This window comes from Aeribacillus sp. SP014 (assembly GCF_054055575.1).
Genome location: NZ_JBSRXI010000001.1, coordinates 3,257,084 through 3,282,362, shown reverse-complemented (window position 1 = coordinate 3,282,362; position 25,279 = coordinate 3,257,084). Strand labels below are relative to the sequence as shown.

16 protein-coding genes, 1 pseudogene and 1 riboswitch are annotated in these 25,279 nt (G+C 37.9%); of the genes and pseudogenes, 6 read left to right on the top strand and 11 right to left on the bottom strand.

Going from position 1 to position 25,279, the window contains the following annotated elements:
- Window positions 1-25: 25 nt before the first annotated feature.
- From ACVIJU_RS16045 to ACVIJU_RS16035, 3 genes are all read left to right on the top strand, one after another.
- Window positions 26-5,494 (top strand): lamin tail domain-containing protein, encoded by a 5,469-nt coding sequence (locus ACVIJU_RS16045; RefSeq protein WP_456687772.1) that lies wholly within the window; start codon window positions 26-28, stop codon window positions 5,492-5,494.
- A gap of 604 nt (window positions 5,495-6,098) precedes the next feature.
- Window positions 6,099-6,896 (top strand): ATP-binding cassette domain-containing protein, encoded by a 798-nt coding sequence (locus tag ACVIJU_RS16040; RefSeq protein WP_456687771.1) that lies wholly within the window; start codon window positions 6,099-6,101, stop codon window positions 6,894-6,896.
- Entirely contained in the window at window positions 6,844-8,238 is a 1,395-nt protein-coding gene (locus ACVIJU_RS16035) for a hypothetical protein (protein WP_456687770.1), read from the top strand. The genes ACVIJU_RS16040 and ACVIJU_RS16035 overlap by 53 nt, the downstream gene beginning before the upstream one ends.
- Window positions 8,239-9,149: 911 nt before the next feature.
- On the opposite strand, the gene ACVIJU_RS16030 is transcribed toward ACVIJU_RS16035, so the two are convergent.
- Window positions 9,150-10,019, bottom strand: coding sequence for an SDR family oxidoreductase (locus ACVIJU_RS16030; protein WP_066248403.1), 870 nt, complete (start codon window positions 10,017-10,019; stop codon window positions 9,150-9,152).
- Between the two features lie 526 nt (window positions 10,020-10,545).
- Here ACVIJU_RS16030 and ACVIJU_RS16025 point away from each other — a divergent pair.
- Complete coding sequence (locus ACVIJU_RS16025) at window positions 10,546-10,827, top strand: GH36 C-terminal domain-containing protein (RefSeq protein ID WP_456687769.1); 282 nt, start codon at window positions 10,546-10,548, stop codon at window positions 10,825-10,827.
- Between the two features lie 196 nt (window positions 10,828-11,023).
- Here ACVIJU_RS16025 and ACVIJU_RS16020 read toward each other — a convergent pair whose 3' ends face one another.
- The 4 genes from ACVIJU_RS16020 to ACVIJU_RS16005 form a co-directional block, all read right to left on the bottom strand.
- Window positions 11,024-12,694, bottom strand: coding sequence for an ABC transporter transmembrane domain-containing protein (locus ACVIJU_RS16020; protein ID WP_456687768.1), 1,671 nt, complete (start codon window positions 12,692-12,694; stop codon window positions 11,024-11,026).
- 15 nt (window positions 12,695-12,709) lie between these two features.
- The gene (locus ACVIJU_RS16015) at window positions 12,710-13,948 is read right to left on the bottom strand and encodes a radical SAM/SPASM domain-containing protein (protein WP_066248394.1); all 1,239 of its coding nucleotides are present in this window, start codon (window positions 13,946-13,948) and stop codon (window positions 12,710-12,712) included.
- 13 nt (window positions 13,949-13,961) lie between these two features.
- Window positions 13,962-15,422 carry a radical SAM protein gene (locus ACVIJU_RS16010; RefSeq protein ID WP_339229434.1) on the bottom strand — a complete coding sequence of 487 codons (1,461 nt, stop codon included), beginning with the start codon at window positions 15,420-15,422 and terminating at the stop codon, window positions 13,962-13,964.
- A 70-nt stretch (window positions 15,423-15,492) separates the two neighbouring features.
- Window positions 15,493-15,621 (bottom strand): huazacin family RiPP peptide, encoded by a 129-nt coding sequence (locus tag ACVIJU_RS16005; RefSeq protein ID WP_158640141.1) that lies wholly within the window; start codon window positions 15,619-15,621, stop codon window positions 15,493-15,495.
- A 151-nt stretch (window positions 15,622-15,772) separates the two neighbouring features.
- On the opposite strand from ACVIJU_RS16005, the pseudogene ACVIJU_RS16000 reads away from it, so the two are divergent.
- Both ACVIJU_RS16000 and ACVIJU_RS15995 read left to right on the top strand, forming a co-directional pair.
- Window positions 15,773-16,287 (top strand): annotated as a pseudogene (locus ACVIJU_RS16000) (ATP-binding cassette domain-containing protein); the annotation flags it as partial.
- A gap of 295 nt (window positions 16,288-16,582) precedes the next feature.
- Window positions 16,583-16,861 (top strand): hypothetical protein, encoded by a 279-nt coding sequence (locus ACVIJU_RS15995; RefSeq protein ID WP_242009261.1) that lies wholly within the window; start codon window positions 16,583-16,585, stop codon window positions 16,859-16,861.
- A 234-nt stretch (window positions 16,862-17,095) separates the two neighbouring features.
- Here the strand turns inward: ACVIJU_RS15995 and metH are convergent, their stop codons facing one another.
- The 6 genes from metH to ACVIJU_RS15965 form a co-directional block, all read right to left on the bottom strand.
- Entirely contained in the window at window positions 17,096-20,518 is a 3,423-nt protein-coding gene (gene metH / locus ACVIJU_RS15990; RefSeq protein WP_144596634.1) for a methionine synthase, read from the bottom strand.
- Window positions 20,511-22,370, bottom strand: coding sequence for a bifunctional homocysteine S-methyltransferase/methylenetetrahydrofolate reductase (locus tag ACVIJU_RS15985; protein ID WP_094245331.1), 1,860 nt, complete (start codon window positions 22,368-22,370; stop codon window positions 20,511-20,513). The genes metH and ACVIJU_RS15985 overlap by 8 nt, the downstream gene beginning before the upstream one ends.
- A gap of 108 nt (window positions 22,371-22,478) precedes the next feature.
- Window positions 22,479-22,600, bottom strand: a riboswitch (SAM riboswitch).
- Window positions 22,601-22,701: 101 nt separating this feature from the next.
- A complete protein-coding gene (locus ACVIJU_RS15980) occupies window positions 22,702-23,193 on the bottom strand; it encodes a YajQ family cyclic di-GMP-binding protein (protein ID WP_063387028.1) in 492 nt (163 codons plus the stop codon).
- A gap of 144 nt (window positions 23,194-23,337) precedes the next feature.
- A complete protein-coding gene (locus tag ACVIJU_RS15975; protein WP_063387027.1) occupies window positions 23,338-23,616 on the bottom strand; it encodes an HPr family phosphocarrier protein in 279 nt (92 codons plus the stop codon).
- 342 nt (window positions 23,617-23,958) lie between these two features.
- Window positions 23,959-24,090: a DUF3941 domain-containing protein gene (locus ACVIJU_RS15970; RefSeq protein WP_082829462.1), complete on the bottom strand. Its 132-nt coding sequence runs from the start codon at window positions 24,088-24,090 to the stop codon at window positions 23,959-23,961.
- 31 nt (window positions 24,091-24,121) lie between these two features.
- Entirely contained in the window at window positions 24,122-25,000 is an 879-nt protein-coding gene (locus tag ACVIJU_RS15965) for a DegV family protein (protein ID WP_063387026.1), read from the bottom strand.
- Between the last annotated feature and the right edge of the window lie 279 nt (window positions 25,001-25,279).

Sequence of the window (25,279 nt, the reverse complement as noted above, 5' to 3'; positions counted from 1 at the left end):
AGAAAATTTTAGGGAGGAGTTTTATTTGAAAAAAAGAAAGAGACGCTCTATGCTGGCTGGAGCTTCCGCTGTTTTGCTTGTTCTTGTTTCCGTGTTAACACCGATACATACGTATGCAACAGCAACAGTTGCAGGAGACGCCGAGCAGCAGATGGAGGAACAAACGAAATCAACGGATAAACCAAATCAAGAACAACCGCTTCATCAAAATGACAGCGAGCCAAATGTTGAAGAAAACAACTCTCAGCAAAACGAAGTTCAACAGGACAAAAGTGATGAAAGACAGCCTGATGCAGCAAATGAAGAAGTGAAAGAACCTGCAAAAGGAGGGGATCATCCATCTTTTCCGGTTAATGAAAGTGAACAAAAGCAGCAAGAACCAGAACAGCAAGATACTGATACAGTTCCCGAAACTTCAAAACAAGAACCAGAAGCAAATTCACAAACTACCCCCCAACTTGAACAGCAAGCTGTAACACTGCCACTGGAAATCGTTCATCAGCCACCGGCAGTCATTCAAAAAGACCGGTCGCTTAAAATTGATGCGGAAGGAAAAGACCTTGCAGAGTTGACATTGTTTTATCGTACAGCTCCGGGTATGCTTGTGAAAAGCATGAAAATGGAGAAAATAAATGATACAACCTTTACGGCAACTGTACCAGAAAGCGACTTATGGTCTTATACTTTTTCTTATTGGTTTGAAGGGAAAAATGAGACAGAAACAACAAGACTTCCAATAAATTCTTCTGAAACATTTTCAGTAGCTATTCAACAAGATGCGGAACCGGATTATCAAAAAGTTCCGAAAATCTTAATCACCGAACTGGCTCCAGACACGTCAAATGTCGGAAGTGCTGACGGATATGAATTTATTGAGCTTTACAACAATACCAACAAGCCGATTGAATTGCGAAATTATGAACTTCATTATCAATATCCGGGTACAGCAAAAGCCGATCAAGTTTTTCAATTTTCGGATAATCAAGTAATAGCTCCGCAAAAAACTTTCATTCTCTGGGTGAAAAATAGTTCTAATCAATCTTTAAGATTGGAAGATTTTAATCAATTTTACGGAACGGATTTGAAAGAAAGCGAAGTCCAAGCCTTGCCATTTGAAGGAATGGCTAACAGCGGCATCCGGGCATTAGCTGTTTATTCAAAGGATGGTTCATTAGTATCTGCAGCAGCATATAATGATGGAGCTGATGATGTTGAAAGAGATAAAGGAATCATTTATCAATTTACGGAAGAGACGAAAATGAAAAAAATTGGCTTAAGTGAAAAAGCTAATCCAGGTGCATTCATCGAAGGGCAAGTGCCGAAGACACCTGTCGCCATTGAAGAGCCTGATGACAAAGAAGCTCCTGTCATTACACATCAGCCAATAGCAGAATGGGAAAGCGAGGAGCCATTTATTGTAAAAGCTACAGTCACTGATAATAAAAAAGTCCGTTATGTCACATTATTTTATAAATTGACGGAAAATGGAGCATACAAATCCCTTCAAATGACTGAAAACGGAAATCAAAATGAATATAGGGCGGCGATTCCCAGTGCGGACATGTGGGGAAGCGAACTCCTATATTACATAGAGGCATCAGATGGAACAAACACGGTCAAAACAGAGGAACACCATGTTCAACTCAAAACTCCCAATATTGATTATCAAAAAGTCCCAAAACTTCTCATTACTGAAGTAGTTCCGGACAGCGCCAATATAAATGGGTTGGACGGTTATGAATTTATTGAAATTTATAATAATACTAATCAGACCATTGATTTTAAAGACTACAAAATCCGTTATCGATATCCGCAGGAAGGTGCAGAATCCGATCTTATTTGGGGACCTCCTAATGAGGATCAATCACTGCAAATTCCTTCAGGTGGGACGCTTGTATTTTGGATCATCAATCAAGGGAATGCATCGTTGGCTGTTGAAGATTTTAATAAACATTATGGTGTTTCGTTAGAAGAGAACAAAAACATTGTGAAAATTTATAATAACGGGATGGCCAACAGTGGTGCGAGATCATTAGTAATTGCCACAAACAGCGGAAAAGAAATTTCCGTTGCTCATTATAATGATCAGGTAAATATTGATGATACTAAAGAGGACAAAGGGATTTTGTACAAATATCCTGCGGATGGAAGCAATATAATGCAAAAAATTAGTGCCGGCGTTGAAGCGGCTACACCCGGATCGGTAAAAGACGGACAAACTCCGAAAGTGAAAGTAACTGTTCCAGCCGATTCAATGGCGCCAACTATTGAAAATTTAACAAATACTGAAAAAGCCATGGAAACGGATAATATTTTCATCAAAGCGGAAGTAAAAGATAATATCGAAGTCAAAACCGTTTCTTTATACTACCGGACAAAAATACAAGAACCATTTAAAAAAGTGAATTTAGAAGAAAGCTATAATTCGAGATTATATGAATATACGATTTATTCGCCTGAATTAATTGGGAAAAATGTAGTAGAGTATTATTTTGTCGCTGGCGATGGAGTGAATATCAAGGAGTCTCCTAAGTTTACCGTTCAAATTGGAAATGCAAATAAGAAGCAGGGATTGCGGTTAAATGTAGAAAATGGACAAATTGTTTCAAAAGAAACCGTAGTGAAGGCAACAGGCGATCTTACACCTGAGGAGGTTTCCTTATATATTGATGGAGCAAAACAAACAAATACTTTCCGCACGATTGAATCAGACGTTTATTTTGCCTTTGATGTTCGTAAAACGAATCTTTATTTTCAAAACGGTGTGACGATAGGAAATGACATTTTGAGAATATTTGATGACACCATTAATCAATATACAACAATTACGGTTCCGATTTCGTCGGAAAGGCTGAAAATCGGTGAAGATTTATCAATTGCGATTAGGGCAGGCACAAAGGTCAGTCCATTTGATGAAACATCTGAAGAAAATCGAGATGATTTTTATGTAAAAAATGTGCGATTAGTTTTATCTGACGGCACAACTCTATACAGCAGCGAGCATCAAGATCAAAAACAGGAGATTTCCGTCGGCGACAGTGCCGGATTAAGCCCGGTTGTCGAATTTACGTTCAATATTCCGGATGAAAAATTTACTTCCCTCGGTTACTTATGGAATAGCGAAAATGAAGAAGATGGCGAGCATGAAGTGAAAGCAGTTGACCAAAAGGGGAATGAAGTGAAATCGACAGTTATTGTCGATAACACAATGCCAATCATTAAACCAACTATTGAGGAAGGAAAAAAATATAAAGGATCTTTTGTTATTGATGCTGAAATTCAAGATAAATGGAGTAAAATTAGATCGATCACTGCCAAATTAGATGATCAATATATCGATCTTCCATTTGCAGCTTCGTCAGCACAGCTTCAATCAGGCAAACATCAACTTGTCATTACAGCTATTGATGAGGCAGGCAATGAAGGAAAAAGCGAAGTCACTTTCTATACAGTGGACGAACATCCGCTCTTACCTGATTTTTCCGAAACAGATGAGGATGCTTTAAGTGCTAAATTGTCCGTGAGAGTGATGGATCCGACAATGGACGATCTTGATGTATCTTTCTTTCAAGCTTTTCAGTATAAAGCATCAGATGAAGAACATGTAGATATTTTGCAAAATGCATCTGATACAGAACCGCCTGCTGGATTTCAAGTTGAAGGCGAAAAAGTTCTTTCGAAAGATGAACGCAGGAAGTTGGAAAACGTAGATGGCGAGGCGCTTGCAACAACATCAACTGAGCAGTTTCCGTATCATCGCTTCAACGTTACCGTTGATCAAAAAGTTGATGAAAATGATGAAATAGAACTTATTTGGAACGGTTCTTCATTGCCAGGACGAAAAGTGACGATGTATGCCTGGAACAATATAGAAAATAAATGGAAGGAAGTTGCTTCACAAACTGCCGGTGAAGAAAGATTTCAATTGAAAGGGAGCGTAATTGCGAAAGACTATGTGAAAAACCAAAAGGTGAGCGTGATCGTTCAAGACCAAATCGCGCAAACTATAGATTATGATTATACGTTTGTATGGATGAGCGATACGCAATATTATTCGGAAAGCTATCCACACATTTATCAAAAGCAAGTCGAATGGATTCGAGATCAAAAAGATAATCTCAATATTCAGTATGTATTTCATACAGGTGATCTAGTCGATGAAGCAGATGATCACAATCAATGGGCAGTGGCCGATCAAGCCATGAAAGTGCTAGATGATGCAGGAATCAGATATGGAGTTCTAGCCGGCAATCATGATGTTGGCCATAAAGACGGAAGCTATGACAATTATTATCAATATTTCGGCGAGGATCGGTTTGCAGGTCGTGACTATTATGGAGGTTCTTATAAAAATAACCGCGGTCATTATGATTTAATTTCGGCGAACGGTAATGATTATATTATGGTGTATATGGGCTGGGGCGTTTCGGATGAAGATTTGGACTGGGTGAATTCGGTGCTTGAAAAGTATCCCGATCGGAAAGCAATTTTAGCATTCCATGAATATTTACTAGTCAGCGGAAACCGCAGCCCGATTGGAAATCAAATTTTTGAAAAAGTTGTTAAACCAAATAAAAATGTGATGGCGGTATTATGCGGACATTATCATGACAGCGAGACATTAGTCGATGAGATTGATGATAACGGAGATGGAGCGCCTGACCGAAAAGTATATCAAATACTTGCTGATTATCAAGGCGGTCCTGAGGGCGGCCAGGGCTATATCCGTTTGCTGCACTTCAATACAGATACGAATCAAATTTATGTAAAAACATATTCGCCTTATTTAGACGACTACAACTTTTACGATCCGGAACAGTATCCAGGAAAAGATGAATTTATCATTGAAACCGATTTACAACCGCAAGAGAAAAAAGTAGCAACAGATTCTTTTGTTGTCAACGTCTATACCGACAGCTTGATCGGCAAAGTCGAAAACGTTCCGAGTGGCGAAGTGGCCTCTGTCATGTGGCATGATTTAGAGCCAAACCAAGTGTATTATTGGTACACGGAAGCCGAAGATCAATTTGGCGGTAAAACGCGCTCATCGATTTGGTCTTTCCAAACGAAAGAAGGTGAAATTGTTCCAAATCCGGCTGATCCGGGAGAAGGCGGAAATGATCCGGAAAAAGACAACAGGGATAAAGGTGGTCAAGACGATAAAACACCTTCCGAAGGTGGCAGCAAAGACAATAAAACACCTTCCGAAAGCGGCGGCCAAGAAAAAGATCAAGATCATTCGGGTAACGAAGATCATCCTGAAAACGAAAATCATAATGGAAACAACGGTAGCGGATCAGGCGGCACAAATAATCCTTCTGGTACGGATGGAACTACGGATGGAACGAAATTTGAACAGGTGAGTGAGAATCAAGATTCGGCATCACTTCCGGATACAGCAACGTACGTGTATCGCTGGCTGCTGATAGGCATGCTGCTGATAGCAATGGGAATGATGCTGAAGATTCGTCAGCGCAAAGCTATTTACAAATAAAATATGCAAGCCCCCAAAACACATGTGCTTTGGGGGTTTCTTGGTGCGCCCGACATGGGTGTAATCTCTAGGATGAAAGTCCCGAGCTGTGAAGGCAGAAGCAGCATTTAGCTTAACGCAAGGGTGTCCGTGGTGATACGGATTCTGATGGAAGCGGGCGGCAAACTTTGGGTCTCTTGCCTGAATAGTCAGCCGTCCTATGATTTTTTCCATTAAAAAATGACCATTTGAAAACTTCTTCTATTCTATTATGAAAAAACAATTTCTATAAAGTTTGTAAATGATCGGAAATTAAAATTGACAAAAAGAAAAAAGTATTGGTAAAATTACCAATGAGTTGGAAAATTATATATAATATTCAAAAAAATGAAAGTGAAGTTTAGAGTTTACAAAGAAAATAGATTTTTCCATTATTCATCGGGATAAGCAGTGGTTTTAGCACAAGTATCTTTATACAAAATAAAAGAACTATTTTCAGTTATTGTTGATCGCTGGACAGTGCATTTACGTGAAGAAAAAAGGATAGAAAACATGATCCCGTTTTCTCTTCTTCAATCTATCATAATTGAATGTTTCCAATCAACTGCAAAGCGGGGAATATAGAATGCTGTCATTATATATTCAACACAAGAGACACGGTGATGAATTTGAGCTGAAAAATATAGAAGTGACCATCATGCCTTCTCAAATCACATTATTATTAGGTCATAATGGGGCGGGGAAAACAACCATTATTAAATCACTCTTTGGATTAATGGATTATGTCGGTACTTTATCCGTAAATAACAAAAAGATTGATTTGAATGTTTCTGAAGATGTGGATTATTTGAAGGAAAATGTTTCCTATATTTCAGATGAGATTGCTCTTTTCGATTATTTGACGCCGAAAGAATACTTCTCTTTAATCGAAAACTCATTTAAACATCAGGTAGACCATCAGTTATTAGAAAAGCTTATAAAAATTTTTGAACTTGAAAGGTATCTGCATATACCGATAAGCAATTTATCTCATGGCAATAAGAAAAAAACACAAATTGTTTCACAGCTTTTTAAAGGAAGTGAATTTGTCATCTTTGACGAGCCGACGAACGGGCTGGATCCCGATATGGTCATTATCTTGCGAAAAACTCTTCATTTTTTAAAAACAAAAGGCATCGGGATTTTATTGTCCACCCATCACCTTAGTTTTGGGGAAGAATTGTACGACAAGGTTATTTTGCTTCGAAACGGAAAAGTAAAATTAAATTGTACGCGGGATCAAGTATTTGAGCAGTTTGGCAGAATGTCTTTGGAAGAAATATATGAAGAGGCAAACAAGGATTATTACTTGAAAGCAGAGGAGATTTTAAATGCCCCCGATGTTCGAGATAATAGCGAGGATCGAGATTCCGAAACAGGTTAAAAAAGCAAAAAATATCTTTTTGAACTACCCGACTCATTTATTGGCAGTTGTTTTAGGAGCGATTCTCCTTTATGTCGTATATGCCTTAATTTTATTTCAATATTTGGATTTCATTCCATTGAATAAGACAGACGCTTTTGATTCAATTTTGGTGTTCAGCATCTTATTGGCATGTTTCCTTATGATATTTTCCAGGGAAAAGTTAAAAAGAAAGGAGTATGCCTTTTTCTTTTTAAACACTTCTATTAATGCGGGTCAATTTGTTGCGGGAAGCTATTTTTTGTTATATGTCTTTTTTAACATCTTCATTTTTTTCACATTTTTGCCTTTGCTCATTTCTTTTTATATAAAACATATTCAAATACATATCTTTCATATTTTTCTAGTTCTTCTTTTGTTGTTTATTATTTTTTGGTTCATCCTGTTTATTTGGATTTTATCCTCTTTGATTGTCGGAAAATGGCTGGGCAGACATAAAGATGGACTTTATTTCAAATCATTATTATTTATGTCCATCATATGGGGGCTGCATTTTGTTTCTAAACATATGGCGGAGCGTATAGGAAATTTCGGCTTTCTGTTTTGGATCGGTTGTTTGGCCGCTCTTTTAATATTATGGATAGGGATAAAAAATTTATCGGGAAGGTATTTATTTGGTTTATTTCAGCAAAGCCAGACAGGTAATTATCCTAAAAAAATAAAAAGCAAGGAATTTAAGCTTAATCATTACGTTATTCATTTTGTATTGGAAGCAATCTATTATTTTCGAAATCGACTTTTTGCGGAAATGGCTCTTATGTTCTCGATTCTCTATGCTCTCACCATAGGGGTTTATATTTTCTCGGATGCAATGACCTTTGCCATTGTATATTCATTTATTATGAATTTAGGTTTAAAAGAACTTATGATTGTTTTGCCTTTATGTATTGGGATGCATTTTAGACAATATAATCTTTCCATATTTATGATCAATGCACCGGCTTCCGTCTATTTTTTTCCGAGAATATTCATGGCAATAGCAGTAAATTTTATGATTTATTTTTTATTTGTAGTTTTAAATTGCTTTATATTAAATCAAGATTTTCTTCCGCAATTAACCGGAATTTTTTCTATTTTTTTCGTCACAATGCTCTCAACCTTTGCCGGATTTATAGCGAGAATTCATGACGGGAATAAGGCTGTAGCGTTAATTATAATCCTTGTCATTGTGGCAATCATTGATTCTTTTTTACATTATTTCATTTCGCAAAGTTATTATATTGATTTTATATATGTTGCAGGCGGGATTTTTCTATATTTGTTTTCTCAAAATATTTTTTTAAGAAGGCCTGTTTTCAAATGATAAAAGTGCTATTAGCAGCCTGGCCTCCAATTTTTCATGAGACGGGATATATCGCAATGAATTATAAAGAGGGAATGAAATATATTGGACTTCGGCAAATAATCAATTTTTGAAGTATTTTTATGTAATATATTTTAATTCTGAAATAAATTTGTGCATTTCCCGTCAATAGCAGTGTCGATAGTGTGAATAAATATGACTGACAGCTTTTTTGTGAAGATGTTATTTTTAACATCGTTATGTAATTTGCTCTTTTTGTCCTCAAATGGCCTGATAGAAAAAATTATAAAATCAATAGAAGAAATGAGGAAGATGTTAGGACAACTTTCTTTAGAGCGCTTATGGGCGGAATCAGTTTAGTTTTTCTGTACGCTTTAATAGTTCTAATAACTCCTTTTATTATTCGGTTATCCGGCATCACCCATATTGAATCAAGTCCGAAGATTCTGAACCTTCCCTTATATGTCATCAAAATAGAGGGAAGTAAATTTGTAGCGGAAGCGACCTGGTTAGGCTTAATTCTTTCACTTGTAGCAGGCACGGCTTTTTATTACTTGGTTCATTTCTTTACAAGAAACAGATCCCGTTAATTCATTGAAGGAGCCGCTGAAGAGAGGGGCTTGTAAAAAATTTTGCTTATTTTTCAGGACATACCGTCAAGCAAAATATTGAATGCCACGAAATTTTCTTCTTTACTTTGGATTTGAAAGCGATTGATGCAGTCTGTAGAATTTTCCAGAAATTAATAATCCAGTGGAATTCATTTATCAGCATCTGACAGGAGTGAACATGTATCGATGACTTTTGTTTAGCATATTGATCTGGCCATGTGGATATTGCTCTCAGATATGCCAGAGCTATTTACAAATAGAAAAGCCCCAAAGTATTGGATTTTGGGGCCTTTTTGCAGATTAACCATTTACGATCGTGCCGCCGTTTACGTGGAGAATTTGCCCTGTCATATAAGTAGAATCGTCACTTGCTAAATATACATAAGCAGGCGCAACTTCCATCGGCTGTCCGGGCCGCTTCATCGCTGTGTTGGAGCCAAAAGAAGCTACTTTTGTACGATCAAAAGTAGAAGGGATGAGCGGTGTCCAAATGGGTCCTGGCGCTACACCGTTGACTCGAATGCCTTTAGGGGCCAATGATAAAGCAAGAGAACGGGTAAATGACGCAATGGCGCCTTTTGTTGCCGAATAATCAATGAGCTGTTCATTTCCATGATAGGCTGTAACAGATGTCGTATTTATGATCGTGCTGCCTGTCTTCATATGGGGAAGAACAGCCTTTGTCATGAAAAAGAACGAAAAAATATTGGTCCGAAACGTTCGTTCAAGCTGTTCTGCTGTAATAAATTCAATTCCTTGCTGCGGATGCTGCTCGGCTGCGTTGTTTACTAAAATATCCACTTTTCCAAATTGATCTTTTGCTCCCTTCACCGCTTGCTGGCAAAATGCTTCGTCGCCGAGATCGCCGGCTATTAAATGACATTTGCGCCCGAGCTGTTCAACATACCCTTTTGTTTCCTTTGCATCTTCATGCTCATTTAAGTAAATGATGGCCACATCGGCACCTTCTTTGGCAAACAGCACCGCAACCGCCCTCCCGATGCCGCTGTCGCCGCCGGTAATGACCGCTGTCTTTCCTGCAAGCTTTCCGCTGCCTTGATAAGAAGGATCATCAAAGATTGGTCTTGGATTCATAAACGATTCAATCCCCGGCTGCACATTTTGCTGTTGAGGCGGAAGTGTATTTGGCTGATTTTGCTGCTGAACCATAAAAACCTCCTCCTAAAACAAGTAAGTATACAGTTAGTATGGGAAGTGGACGGGAATAATAAACAAAAATTGATTAACGGTATATTTTTAGAAAAAAATGATTTTTCAAAAAACTATTGATACTACAATCTGTTTTATGGTTATATTTAGGTGAAGTAACAGTATTTGGTTATAAAATAAAATGGAGAATATTTGATATGACATTTGGAAAAAGCGAACCGTTAATAACAGAATGGCTTTTGGGTGATGAAATGTTAATAATAAAGTGGCTTAAATGGAAATTAATGATAAGATGGAGAAATAAAATCGGAGAATATAAAACTGATTCCTGATAAATATTTAGAAGGAAAGACATTATTTTTATTGAGTATCTTAAAAGATAAACTTATTTTTTCGATGAATCTCATCATTTTAAATATTCTTTTTCAACTAATATCGCGAGATTATATCGAATAAAGATCATCGCAAATGGATTCAAAAAGGAACATTTTACCGCTTAATAAGCCCATTTGACGGGGACGGAAATGTGACGGCATGTATGGTTGTTTCAAAAGATCAAAAAGAAGAGCTTGTAGGTTACTACCAAGTGCTGGCAAAACCAAATCACGGATATTCACGCATTCTGTTAAAAGGGTTAAATGGCGATTTTGAATATGAAATAAAAGGAGTCGAAAACACATTTTTTGGCGATGAACTGATGAACGTCGGCATTCAGCTGACGAACAATATCTTTGATGCCCGCTTCGGGGTCAATGAATCGGGCGATTTTTCTTCAAAACTCTTTAAGCTCAAAGCAAAAGAATGGTAGAAACCGGGGCGCCTGCCTCGGTTTTTTCATTCGAGCCTCAAATACTTCCCCTTACACCCAGAAGGAGTAATGGATTTTTCCCGCAGGCTGGGGCATGGATCGGGGAGGAGTCAAATTGCCCAAAGTGCACAAAATCCGGGCAATTTGCAAAATGCGAACGGTATTTACGGATTTTAGGTTGAAGTCATGAGTTTTGCTAATTGGCAGCGATTGTTGCTTCGCCTTGTGGATGATCATGTAAGTGAATGATTTTGTTGCATACTGTGTCAAAATCATTGCTATGGTCTATAATGATAAAAATGGAATTTGATGAGCCGCTTTCAATTAATTTCTTTATCTTTTCTTTACCGCTAAAATCCATATGAGAAATTGCTTCATCAAACATAATGATGTTTGCCCCTTTTAAAAGGGCTCTGGCAATAGCAATTCTTTGAATTTGGCCTCCTGATAAATTTTTTCCGTTTTCCCCAACTAATGTATTTTCTTTATCAGGCAATTTTTCTATAATATCATCTAAACCAGTCGTTCTCAGCACTTCCATATAAGTATTCGAATCAACGTTTTCTACACCATATTTAATATTGTTTTCAATTGTATCGTTAAATAAATATATTTTTTGCGATACGATGCCAATGTTTTTCCGAAGCGATTTTTTATCTATGTCATCAATCGGTATTCCATTTATAAGAACTTGTCCTTTTCCTTTTTGCACATTATATAATCCCATTAATATTCTAAGTATTGTTGTTTTGCCGGTTCCATTTTTCCCCTTTATTAAAAGCTTATCAGCAGGGGCTAGCGAAAAACTTACATTATTCAAGATATATGGCTGGTCTTCTTTATACCTAAAAGATACACCTTTAAACTCAATGCTCTTAATATCATTTATTTTGACTTTATTCTGTTCCTCGTCCTCTCCTATTTGTTCAATAAATATATGGAGCCTTTTTAAACTTACTAATGCCGGCTGGATCGTTAGAACAGTAGCCGATATATTTTGAATTGGCGAATACAGTCTGGGAAGGTAGTTCATAAATACCATATACCCGCCTATTGTCATACTATTTATTATGACATCTTTTCCACCCATAACGATTAATAAAACAGAGGACAGTGAACCAACCAAAACAATTAATTCCATACCAATTGAATAAAAGATTGATTGTTTAATATTGGCATCCACTAGATCTTTAGCTGCTGAATTGATTTTTTCTGTTTCCTTATCCTCTACCGAGAGATTTTTGACTTCTTCGATACCCTGTACTGACTGCTGTATTTTGTTGTTTAAAACGGCACTTTTTTCAGCTGTTTCAGTAGATATATGAAATATTGAAGACAAGAATTTGTTTGAAATGATGTAATATGCCGGCATTAGCAGACATAAAATTAATGTTAATTTGAAATTGATTGCTGCCAGAATAATAAGGGTAGCAAACAGTTCAAAAAAACTCAGCAAAATTTTAAATGTGTTGGCAGAAAACAATCCCCCTATATTATTTACCTCATTTAATCTTGATGTAATATATCCGCTGGGGTAAAAATTGAAAAACTCCATAGGCAGTTTCAGCAGTCTTGTTGATATATTTTGCCGAAGCTTCAACACTATATTCTGGCTTACTTTTGTAAAAACTACATTGGAAAAATAGTTGAGCATACTCTTAATTACATATATTAATGCAAGTATTGCACTGAATAAAAGAACATAGTGATAATCTTTTTTTGCTATTCCAAAATCAAAAATATTCTTAATGATTAATCCTGGAAGTACAGTGATTGCAGAAAGAACAACTAATAAAAGAAAAGCTATAGACAAGCTCTTTTTAAATTCTTTTAAATAGCTAAACAATAATTTTACGCTGTTGTTCATATATATCGCCCCGGTTTAGTTAGTAGAGGTAACCGTTGATTTTTCTATTTTATTGCAATAGACCATTCCATCAATCCTTTTGGATTTAAAATAATCTAGCGCACGGCAATCAAAGCAAAATAAATTTCTCTCACAATTTGAACAATGTTGAATTTTCGTTTTAGACATCTCCCAAAAAATTTTGTATTCTTTTCTGTGGAAAGCTTCCCAAAGTTTCTCTTTTTTTAAATCTCCCAACTCATAATCCCTTATCATCATGCAAGGATAAATTTTGCCGTCAGAGGAAATAAAGATTTGGCCGTATAAACAGTTGTTATATTTTTTTAAATAGGGAACTGAATTCAAATTGATAGGAATTTCTCTATTTTCAGGGTTCATCATTTCAGCTATTCTGCTAATAGAGTAATATTTATTTGTAGGATATATATAGATATTTTGGTAATTTCTCTTTCCAAATTTTGATTGAATCTCTTCAAAAGAAGAATCATCTAAAGAAGAGACTATTATTGAAACAGTATGAGGTATTTTGTGTGTATCAATTATTCTAAAAGTTTCCTGAATACGTTCAAAAGAGCCGTCAACTTGGGTGATTTTTTCATATTGTTTATTTTTGGAACTGAAAATTTGCAAAGCTAATGAAACATTTTGATCTTTTAAGAACAGGCCAATATCGTTATTTATTAAAGTGCCATTTGTAAAAATGGTAACGTTGATTTTGTGTTTAAAAAGATAATTTAGCAGTTCTTTTAATAAATGCCATTTTAAAAATGGTTCTCCTCCTGTTATAAAGCATTCCTGTATCCCTAGTTTTATGCTTTGATCAATTATATCCTTCCACTCATTGAAATTCATCTCTTCTTTGGCCGGCCATTTTTTACATCCGCATGATCTGTAGATTACATTTTCTTCGGTACAAAATAAACACTTTAAATTACACGTCCCGGTTAACTCAATTACCAATCGATTTAGTCTAAAAGGGATTAATTTATCGTATTTTAATGTAGCAATTCTACTTGTTTTTATTTTTTCCAAGTATACACCATCACGATAATAAGCACCTAAATCATGTTCCAATAAATAATCTATTAATTTATCAGGAATGTTTTCTTTATCCTGTTCGTTATTATTTAATGATTCTATAGCTTCGGCATCAGTTTTATTAAATTGAAATTTCTTTCCGCTTATTAAGTGATAAAGTACCGCCCCTTCATTTCCCTTCAAAAATATGACTTCCGGATGAAGTTTAAAGTTCATACGTTTCCTCTCCTTATTCTCTAATCTCTTGAAATATTCCCGGATTATTTTCTAAAATAGAGTAGTATGTAGAGAAAGAATTTATAATTCCTTCTCTAAAGTTTTTGCAAAAAGTGTCTTTTAATTGAAATCCTTGTCCGTCAGTTTCAGTTATTACATAGCAAAGGTTGCAAATATTATTTAAATTACAATTTTTGCATCCTGCTAAAGCAGAGAAAAAATTATTCATGTAATTAGCTTGCTTAGTTGGATCCAAGCCGGTTTCTATATTTCCAACAGGATAATGAGGATTAATTTTTTCGCACATATGAAAATTTCCATCACTATCTACAGCCAATTTATGGATTCCAGGCAGGCAAGTACCTCTTAACTCATTATTGCTATAAGCAGTATTCATCATAGGATCGAAGATGATGCTTTTAAGAATTGTTTTGGAAAAGTTAGTTGCTTTCTTTTCAAACTGTTTATCTTTCGCTCTTTCAATGAGTCCTTTGATAAAATCTTTTCTTCTTTCTAAATAGGATTGCTCCAACTGGACACCTTTATAGTACTCAGTATTTATATTACTTACCCTGTTTACTCGCTGAATCCGCTTATCCAGTTCAGGATGCTCCATAAAGTATTTATCTAATTTACCAAAATCTGTTAAATTATCATAAGTTATTAATATTCCATAAGGTAGTACCGGTTTATTTAGTCTCACTTTTTCCCGATATATATCATCCATTAAAGCCAGATTTTTAAAAACTCTGTCAAACGTTCCCTTTTCATTGATTGTAACCCGGTTTCTATCATGATTTTCCTTATCACCGTCTAAACTTACAGAAATAGAAAAATTTTTATCAAACATATAATTGATTTTGTCTTCAGTTAATAAATATGCATTGGTTGTTATTGAAAAGAAAATATTGTCAAATACCTTTTTGTAATTATCGTTGGTGTACTCAACAACCTGTTTTATAAGTTTCCAGTTTATTAAAGGCTCTCCTCCATAAAATCCAATGGATATGCTTAAATTGGGGTTGTATTGGATACTTTTTATATTTACATTCATATAGTAATCAATAGCGGATTTTGCGGTTTGAAAATCCATACGTTTATTTGAAAAATTCTTTGAATAAAAATAATGATCAGAGTAAATACAATATTTGCATCTGAAATTGCAAGCATCGGTAACAATTAAGCATAGATGCGATATTCCCTCTGTCAGTAGTTTTTCTTTAATAAATTGTTCAGTGATTTTTGGCAATTGAAAATCTGATTGAAAGAGGTTATATTTTACAATTTTATGAAGCAATTCATTTAGATTATTTTTTTTGAAGTCTTCTTCATGAATGGTGTCACCTATCTTAATTGCCGACAAAAAGTTTTTTTCTGATTTATTTACTGGAATAACTATTCTCGTACTGTTGTCATAACAATAATTACCTTTCTCGGTATCAAATAATAATGGTTCAGTTAAAAATTTAATCATTTCACTTCCTCCTCACTTATAAAGTACCAAGAGCCACAAAATGCGTCATGGCTCTTGGCCTATTAAGATATTAAGCTTTAAAGAAGCGTGCTTCCCCTGCTGCAAACCCTAATACGTCTGCGATCGGTGAGACTGTGTCAGCTGCACATGCAGCACCGCATGTTGCGATGCATTTCACCTGACAGAATAAGGTTGCCATTGTCATCCTCCTTTCTATTTTAACGTTAACCCTGTTGCAACCATCTTAGGGGAAGAAAGTGAAGAGGCCTCTCTACCAAAAATTATAAATGATGAACTCCATTAATTTACAGAAAAATTTTACATATTTTTGAATTTTTCCAACTATATGGGAGGCTATTAAAAAGGTAAATCTGACAGGGCATGAAAACAAGAAAATGATGGAATGATCCGGCGGAATGAGAAAATGGGTGGGAATCGCACAGCTGTTAATGAGAAAGCCGTCGATCTTAATTTTTGATGAACCGACAGCGGGATTGGACATTGAAGAGCGGATTCGCTTCCGCAATTTGCTAAAAAACCTTGGTTTGGAGCATACCGTCATCATTTCGTCGCATATTGTCGAAGATATTGAGTTTTTATGGACAAAGATCGGTGTTTTAAAAAGCGGAACGTCCTATTCGAAGGAACGCCAGCCGAGCTGAAAGCCCATGCGGAAAGATATGTATGGGAATATCGTGTCTCGCCGAATGAATTGGATACCATCATGGCGGAAAATGAAGTGATTCAGCTTCTCGAAGAGGGAGACGACGTGAATGTACGGGTGTTTGCGAAAAAAGAGGAAGAAGGGGCGAAACAAGTCGCACCAAGACTAATTGATCGGTATTTAGCCGTTGTTAGGGGTTGAACTAAAATGAGAGATTATTTAGAAAGCAATTATGCACCTTTGTATTTGACCGAAAGACGATGGGCTCACTTTTTTTGTCCCTGCTGTGATGTTTAGCTTATCTATGTTGCTTATTCTGTTTGTTCCAAGAGAGGAAGATGATATTCACAGTAATATCATTATTATTCAAGGGTTTTTTATACCGTTTACTTGCTGGTGCCTTATGTATCGGCTGAGTGAAATGTATGAAGAAGGGGCGTATGAAACGTTAGTTCCATATTACTAAAAACGGTTTGGGATGGATTTCTTCCAGTACTTGATTGTCAATATTATCGGGGTTTTTCATTTATGTACCGTTTTTGTGATGAAATACGGGATGACTTCGTTATCTGGTCTTAACGTGATTCATTTTATGATTTTAGTATTATTCTATATGCTTTTTGGCACATCACTTATCGTGCTGATTATAAACATTGAGATTTCTCTAACGATTATCATGATTTACACGGTTTTAGAAGTGCTTACGTTAGGAGAATTTATCCATGGCCGCACATCTTTCTATTCGATCCGCCTGTTTGGGATCCATTTTTATTGAGAAAATGGTTATTTTTGTCGATAACCGTTATCGTGCTAATGTTTATAACAGTTGTTTTCATTCAGCGGGCGGATAGGAAACCGCAATAGGCTATTTTAATACAATTTATTCAAGCTTATGGTTAGGAAAAGCTTTGAGGCGATTTAATAAAAAATGGATAACGAATTGCTAAACGAGCACTTCGTTATCCATATGCATCCGAAAATAGCTTGCCCTTAACGGCGAGACGAAATATTAAAGGACATTAAAATATCGAGCTTCAGGGTGTGAGACGACGAAGGCAGAGACGGATGCTTCCGGTTCCATCATAAAGCCTTCCGTCAGCTGGATGCCGATTTTTTCAGGCTTTAACAGCTTAAACAGCTTCGCTTGATCTTCTAAGTCTGGACAAGCCGGATAGCCAAATGAATAGCGCTGACCTTGGTATTTTGCTGCAAACCGTTCCTGCATTGTGAAGTCAAGCGGATCCGGGAAGCCCCATCGGTCGCGGATCAGCTGGTGCGTCCGCTCTGCAAGACCTTCTGCCAGCTCCAGCGCCAATGCTTGAATCGCATGGCTCCGGAAAAATTCACCGCTTTCTTTAAACTGCATGGCGATGCTGCGAATGTCTTTTCCAGCAGTTACGGCAAACAGGGCGATATAATCATGCGGTGTTTCATCTGACCGTTCGCTTACATAGTCGGCAATGCATAAAAACGGCGGCTTTTCCTGCCGAGGGAATGTAAACGTCTCAATGATTTTATCTTTTGCAGCCGGATCTAAAATGTGAATGGAGTTTCCTTCGCGATAGGCCGGGAAAAATTGATAAATAGCAGATGGACGGAACCAGCCATATTCTTTCCCTAAACGCAGCAATTCATCTATTTCATTTTTTAGTTCTACCGCTTTTTCCTGTTTTTCCAGAAGCATCTGTTTGACATTGCCTTTTAATCCGAGATGGTGTCCTAAAAGCATTTGCATGTTCACATACGGGACGACTTGGGCAATATCAATGTTTTGAATAATGTGTGGATTGCAGTCAGCTGGATGATATACGGTCGGTTTGGACACAGATGATTTTTTTTCAATGATCATAACAGGTTTGCTGCTTTTCTGTCTATTCTGTTTTTCCTCAACTGCGACCGTTCTTTTCTCAAGGAAAGCATCCGGGTTTTCTCTCAGCTTATTGGCAAGCGACAGCCCGTCCATTGCATCTTTCGCATATAACACAGGACCGTCATATTCCGGTGAAATTTTTTGATCGGTAAATTTGCGTGATAATGCAGCACCGCCGACTAAAATCGGAATCGAAATGTTGGCTGTTTTTAAGTCTTGTGCTGTTAACACCATTTGCTGGGCTGATTTGACGAGCAGTCCGGAAAGACCGATAATATCAGGCTTTTCATTATTGACCGCTTCAATCAGCTGCTGCGGCGCAACTTTAATGCCTAAATCAACGACGCGGTAGCCGTTGTTGGAAAGAATAATGTCAACTAAATTTTTGCCGATGTCATGGACGTCGCCCTTGACTGTAGCTAAAATGACTTTTCCTTTGCCGCTGTCATCTTTTTTTTCCATATACGGTTCTAAAAAGGCGACAGATGCTTTCATCACTTCCGCACTTTGAAGCACTTCAGCAACAATCAGCTGATTGTCGTTAAACAGTTCGCCGACAATTTCCATTCCTTTCATTAACGGCCCGTTGATGATATCGAGAGGATCATCATATTTTTCTAGTGCCAGTTGTAAGTCTTCGATTAATCCTTGCTTTGTTCCTTCCACAACGTATTGTGCGAGCCGTTCCTCCAAGGTTAATTCCGTTTTCGGCTTTTTTTCCTCTTTCTTTTTGTCGCGGTAAAAGTTCGTAAATTGTGCGAGCGTCTGATCATTTGTTTCAAATAATAAGTTTTCTGCCAACTTCCGCTCTTCCTCAGGGATCGAAGCGTACCGCTCTAATTTTTCCGTATTGACGATCGCATAATCGAGCCCTGCCTGTGTGCAATGGTATAAAAAAACGGCGTTTAATATTTCTCTGCCGACCGGCGGAAGCCCGAAAGAAACATTGCTGATCCCGAGAATAGTTAAACAGCCGGGAAGATGTTCTTTAATTAAACGGATCCCTTCGATCGTTTCTTGGGCAGATCCGATATATTGCTCATCACCTGTGCCGACAGGGAAGACGAGTGGGTCAAAAATAATGTCGCTTGGACTTATACCGTGTTGATTGACTAAAATGTCATAAGACCGCTTGGCAATCTCCAGCTTTCGCTCCGCAGTCAGAGCCATTCCGTCTTCATCGATTGTTCCGACGACAACAGCTGCACCGAATTGTTTCACAAGCGGGAGAACTTCTTCAAACCGTTCTAAGCCGTCCTCTAAATTGATCGAGTTGATGATCGCTTTCCCTTGTGAGTATTCGAGCGCTTTTCTGATGACATTGGCGTCGGTTGAGTCAATGACAAGCGGCGCTTTTACTTTTTTTACAACCTCGCGGATGAAGTTTTCCATATCTTCAAGCTCGTTTCGGTCCGGATCTGCGAGACAGACATCGATGACGTGGGCGCCGTTTTTCACTTGAGCGCGGGCGATCTCCGCTGCTTCTTCAAATTTTCCTTCCGCAATGAGACGCTTGAATTTACGCGAACCGATGACGTTTGTGCGTTCACCGACAAACAGCGGGCGCATTGATTCATCATAGCGAAGGGGCTCGATGCCTGATACCGTATGTTGATTTTGCTTTTTGACGATTTTTCGCGGTTTTAAGCCTTCCATTGCCTCCCTTATTGCGCGAATATGTTCGGGAGTTGTTCCGCAGCAGCCGCCGACCATATTAAGCCAGCCTCTTTCTGCAAACCCTCTGATTTTTTTTGCTAAAGATTCCGGTGATTCATGGTAGCGACCTTCTTCATCAGGCAGTCCGGCATTCGGATAACAGCTGACAGCGGTATTGGCGATTTCAGACAATGTGCGGATGTGATCGGTCATGAATTCAGGACCTGTCGCACAGTTTAAGCCGACGGCAATTGGATTCATATGTTCAGCTGAAATGTAAAACGCTTCAATATCTTGACCGGCAAGAGTTGTTCCCATCGGTTCTATCGTTCCGGACAGAATGATCGGCACTTCTTTCTTGAGCTTTTGAAAAGCTCGTTGAATTCCTAAGTAACCTGCTTTTACATTGAGCATATCTTGGCTTGTCTCAAGGAGAAGTACATCAACGCCCCCCTCTAACAGTCCTTCCGCTTGAACTTGATAAGCTTCTGCCAATTGTTGGAATGTGACGCCGCCTGTAACGGAGAGCGTTTTAGTCGTTGGCCCCATTGATCCTGCCACAAAACGAGGCCAATCCGGTGTTGAATATTTTTCTGCAGCGCGCTTTGCAATCTCCGCTGCTTTTTTATTTATTTCAAAAGCAAGGTGCCCCAAGTTATATTCCTCGAGGACGATGCTTGTACCGCCAAACGTATTTGTCTCGATAATATCAGCGCCTGCTTCAAGGTACGCTTCATGAATACGGACAATCGTTTCAGGGGAAGTGATGTTTAAATATTCGTTGCATCCTTCATATTCTTCACCGCCAAAATCTTTCGCAGATAATTCTGCAGCTTGAATCATTGTTCCCATGGCTCCGTCTAGTATTAAAATTTTTTTCTCCAGCTGTTCCTTTATGTTATACATGGGAAATCTTCCTTTCTCGTTTTGCCTTTTCTTTTTCATGAATGTATTCCGTCAGCTCGACTGTCATCTCATAATGCAAAAACGGAGTGATTAAGTAAATGCCGTTAAACAGGTCAAATGCTGCGTCAATAAGCGATTTTGCAATGGCAAGTCCTTCTCGTTTCCCCTTTTCTTTATCATTGCCTGCTTTTTGCATCTGTTCGCGAATCGAATCGGACAATTTAATGCCTGGCACTTCGTTATGAATAAATTCAGCATTGCGGCTGCTTATTAACGGCATAATCCCGAGATATATCGGAACATTCAGATGTTTTGTTGCTTCATATACTTCTTCGATCAGCTTCTCCGAGTAGAGCGGCTGCGTAATAAAATAATCGGCTCCGCAGCTGATTTTTTTCTCAAGTCTCTGAACTGCGCGATCAAGATGTCTTACGTTCGGATTGAAGGCGGCGGCTACAGTAAAGTTTGTTTTTTGACCAAGTGATTTTCCGGAGTATGACAAACCTTCATTAAATTGCTTAATTAAGCTGATTAAATCAAACGATGATAAATCATAGACAGAGGTTGCACCCGGAAAATCACCGATTTTGGACGGGTCGCCGGTGACCGCTAAAATATCGTGCAGGCCAAGCGTATGCAGCCCCATTAAATGGGATTGAATGCCGATTAAATTTCTGTCACGACATGTTAAATGAACGAGCGGGCGAAGCTGGAAACGGCTTTTCACAATATTTGCGCAAGCAACATTGCTGATTCTTGGTGTAGCAAGGGAATTATCCGCAAGCGTAATTGCATCAATCCCCGCTTTTTTCAACGCTTTTGCTCCTGTTAAAAATTTTTCCAAGCCGAGCGTTTTCGGCGGGTCCAATTCTACAATCACTGAGCGTCTGTTTTTTGCAATATCTGGGAGAGGAGTTTCTTGACTTTCTTTCATAGGTAAAACATGAATTGGAACATTTCGTTCTTTTACTTCTTTCTCTGTGACAGGAGGGAGGTTTGATACAGCTTCAGCCATTGCCCGAATATGTTTCGGCGCGGTTCCGCAGCATCCGCCGAGAAGCCGGACACCTTGTTTTCGGAATTGAAGAGCCGCTTCATAAAAATAGTGTTCATCTGATTCATAAACTAATCTTCCGTTTTCATACCTTGGCAGGCTGCCGTTTGGAAAAGCGGATAAAAAGGCATGTTCAAACAGCGGCACTTCTTCCAGAGATTGCAGCATATGATAAGGGCCTAAACGGCAATTGAGGCCGACAATATCTGCACCAAGTTCTTCAAGCATTTTCAAACCGTCTGCCAATCTTGTTCCATTTTGAAAGACGCCTTGTTCGTGCAAAGAAACATTTGTGATAATGGGCAAATCCGTTTCTTTTCTAGCTATTTGCAAAACGGTTTTCAGTTCTTCCAAGTCGTAATAGGTTTCTAAAATAATGCCATCTACGTTTTCGGATAAAAGGACATGAAGCTGCTCACGAAAATTTTCGGCAATGTCAGATAGCGTGAAGGCGCTTTTTTGAAACGAACGGATGCCGCCGATTGTTCCGATGACATACCCTTTGTTTTCCGCTTTTTGTAACGCCCTCTTTGCAAGTTCAACCCCTTTTTGGTTGATGATCTTTATATCATCTTCCAGCCCATATCTGGCAAGCTTTATGCGATTGGCGCCGTATGTATTTGTTTGAATAACAGTTGCGCCTGCGTCTAAATAGGCTGAATGAATCCGTTCTATTTCTTCCGGTTTTGAAACGTTTAGCTCATCAAAGCATCTGTCTATTCCGAATGAGTATAGTAGAGTCCCCATTGCTCCGTCGGCAATTAATATATGATTCTGTAAATCTTGTAAAAGCCCCATAAAAAGTCCTCCAATCAAATGAAATAGGCGCCTGCAAGGAGGCGAACACCTATATAAAAAAGAAAAGCCTTCTAAGAAGAAGACTTTTTCTTGAACATTTTCCCCTTCTTCTTATCTTCCGAGCGCAAATTTACGCATCGCTGGATTTAGCACCTTGGTACCCAAAGTTTTTGGGTAATCCGGTTGCTGAAGGTTCATCGGGCCAGTCCCTCCGCTTCTCTTGATAAGAACGCTTTACCGTATGAAATTTTAAAACAACGGATTAATCCTAATTTAACGAATTTTATCAAAATAATCAATATAAAATTTCAATTTTGTGAACAGGGCAAAGCTAGCGAAAATTAATAAATTGTACGTCGATCGGCAAGTCGGCGCTTTTCACAGCTGCAATCACTTTTTGCAAATCGTCCTTGCTTTTGCCGCTTACCCGGACTTGGTCGTCTTGAATTTGGCTTTTTACTTTTAGCCCGGTATTTTTGATCAGCGCATTGATCTTTTTCCCGTTTTCTTTGTCAATTCCGTTGACAAGTTTGGCTCTTTGTCTGACAGTGCCTCCTGAAGCCTTTTCGATTTTCCCGTACTGAATATTCTTGGTTGCGACACCGCGTTTAATCATTTTGCTTACTAATACATCTTTTAGTTGATTCAGCTTATATTCATCGTCAGAGATTAGCACAAGCTCATCTTTTTCTAGGGATATATCGCTTTTAGATCCTTTGAAATCATATCTGTTTACAATTTCTTTTTTCGCCATTTGAATGGAATTGTTCACTTCGGCAATATCCACTTTTGAGACGATGTCAAATGAATTCTCCTTAGCCAACTTTTTACCTCCAATAACGTTATTTACATTCATTATAGTGAATGTCGTTCAGTTGAACAACTCTTTTAGGGGTTCCTCGCAAATTAAATGAAAAAACCGTTACTTAAAGCAACGGCAAGGAAATTAATATCTGCTTAAATGCAATTAAGCTAAAGATGTCGCTTTAGAACATTTAGGGGAAAGAAAGTCTTGTAAGTTTTTTACTGCTTCGAGCGAATCTTCTCCTTCAGCGCTGATGACTACATGACCTTCTAAAAAGGCGGAAAAACCGAGCATGCTTAAAACGCTTTTCGCATTTAATTGGAGCTTTTTTGTTTGGAATAAAATGTAGCTGTTAAATTTAATCGCTTCATGGACAAGGGAAATGACATATTCCGGCTCCATCTCTTTTGTAAGATACACGGAAATTTCATGTTTCTTCATTGTGCCACCTCTTGTATACTTATTTTACAATATCTTACATTAATAAAGGATAGATTCCCACATGTTTGTCATTTCCTCTTACATATAAAAAAATGACCTCCGCTTTCGAATATGGAAACGTTCTGGATTTCTCTGTTTTTTAATGAAATGAATGGTCTAATCAAATTGAAAGTTATTGCCCCGCCCATGTTTTATTAGACAAAAATGAAAACAAAAGCTAGAGAAAAGATGCATACTGTAAGATAAGAAAGCGTCTTTTTCTTTCAGAACGTCTGGATAGAAGAAGTGGAAGACTCGCCTTTAGAGATATTTCAAAAAAAGAAAAAGCCCGACAGGCGGGCATTATAAATGATCCGTTTTCTTTGAGTATTGCCGTTTTCCAAGCTCTCGATTTTTTTCCTTCAATAGATTTTTTTCGTGTCGTTTTGCATTGTTGTCTACAGCTTTTTTATCATTATCGCTTGTTTTGGACATTCAGGAAGCTCCTTTCAATACTGTTATATACTTATGATTTCCATGAAGCTTCTTGAATATGTTTATTTAGAAAAAATACAGCAAGGGTGCCGGGGCCAGAGTGTGCACCAATGACAGCACCGATCGTATGGATGATAATTTCTTTTGGATGAAACGTTTCTTCAATTAATTGTTTTAATTCGAGAGCTGCTTCTTCATCATCACCATGGCTGATGGCGATTGTCTGTTCACTCAATCCGTCTCCACGCTCTTCCATCAGCTCAAGAATTCTCCGGTAAAGCTTCTTTTTCCCGCGGATTTTTTCCAGCGGGATCAGCTTTCCTTCTTCGACATGCAAAAGCGGCTTGATATTTAGCAGTCCGCCAACAAACGCAGATGTTTTGCTGATTCTCCCGCCGCGAGCCAAATATTCCAGGCGATCAACTGTAAAAATGTGCTCCATATGACTGCAATACTCTTTTACTGCATTTGCCATTTGTTCTAAATCAAGTCCTTGTTTTGCTAATTGAATGGTGTAGCGGACAGCAAGTCCATACCCAAGTGAAGCACATTTCGAATCGATAATTTGCAGTTTCCAATTCGGATATTTTTCAAGCAATTGCTGCTGAACCATAACGGCAGTTTGATATGTACCGGACAATTCGGAAGAAAAGGCAATATACAGCGCCGGCTGATTGTCTTTCGCCAGCTTTTCAAATTGATTGGTGATTGTTTCCGGTGATGCTTGTGATGTTTTAGCAACGTTTCCAGCTCTCATATAGTCGTAAACTTCTTTTGGTTTGATTGTCAATTGATCCTCATAGTCCTTCTCGCCAAGGTGGACACGAAGAGGGATGAAAGAAACGCCTTGATCGTTTAAAAAAGAAACAGGCAGATCACAAGCACTATCAGCGATAATGTGAATATTCATTAATCACACCTACTTTTTTTCATTTACATATAGTCTATCTTGATCACAAATAGAAAACAATACAATTTGTGCAAACTGAAAATTTAAAAAAGAAGGACAAAAAAAGAAAAAATGGACGAAACAAGAGGAGCTCGTTTCGTCCATTTCATATTTATTCCTTGTTCAAAATGTGCCGTACAATCGGTATTCTGGATGGTGTTATGCCTGCTCGATTTTTTCTCGATGCAGATGCTGTACAAAGATTGGTTCTGTTCAAATTCGATCTGTTCATTATAAAAA

Excerpts from the sequence above, each read along its gene's own strand:
- ACVIJU_RS16005 (WP_158640141.1), bottom strand. The coding sequence starts at position 15,621 with ATGGCAACCTTATTCTGTCAGGTGAAATGCATCGCAACATGCGGTGCT.
- metH (WP_144596634.1), bottom strand. The coding sequence starts at position 20,518 with ATGTATAACATAAAGGAACAGCTGGAGAAAAAAATTTTAATACTAGAC.
- ACVIJU_RS16015 (WP_066248394.1), bottom strand. The coding sequence starts at position 13,948 with ATGAACTTTAAACTTCATCCGGAAGTCATATTTTTGAAGGGAAATGAA.
- ACVIJU_RS15975 (WP_063387027.1), bottom strand. The coding sequence starts at position 23,616 with ATGAAGAAACATGAAATTTCCGTGTATCTTACAAAAGAGATGGAGCCG.
- ACVIJU_RS16020 (WP_456687768.1), bottom strand. The coding sequence starts at position 12,694 with ATGAACAACAGCGTAAAATTATTGTTTAGCTATTTAAAAGAATTTAAA.
- ACVIJU_RS16010 (WP_339229434.1), bottom strand. The coding sequence starts at position 15,422 with ATGATTAAATTTTTAACTGAACCATTATTATTTGATACCGAGAAAGGT.
- ACVIJU_RS15985 (WP_094245331.1), bottom strand. The coding sequence starts at position 22,370 with ATGGGGCTTTTACAAGATTTACAGAATCATATATTAATTGCCGACGGA.
- ACVIJU_RS16040 (WP_456687771.1), top strand. The coding sequence starts at position 6,099 with ATGCTGTCATTATATATTCAACACAAGAGACACGGTGATGAATTTGAG.
- ACVIJU_RS16035 (WP_456687770.1), top strand. The coding sequence starts at position 6,844 with ATGCCCCCGATGTTCGAGATAATAGCGAGGATCGAGATTCCGAAACAG.
- ACVIJU_RS15965 (WP_063387026.1), bottom strand. The coding sequence starts at position 25,000 with ATGAATATTCACATTATCGCTGATAGTGCTTGTGATCTGCCTGTTTCT.
- ACVIJU_RS15970 (WP_082829462.1), bottom strand. The coding sequence starts at position 24,090 with ATGTCCAAAACAAGCGATAATGATAAAAAAGCTGTAGACAACAATGCA.
- ACVIJU_RS16030 (WP_066248403.1), bottom strand. The coding sequence starts at position 10,019 with ATGGTTCAGCAGCAAAATCAGCCAAATACACTTCCGCCTCAACAGCAA.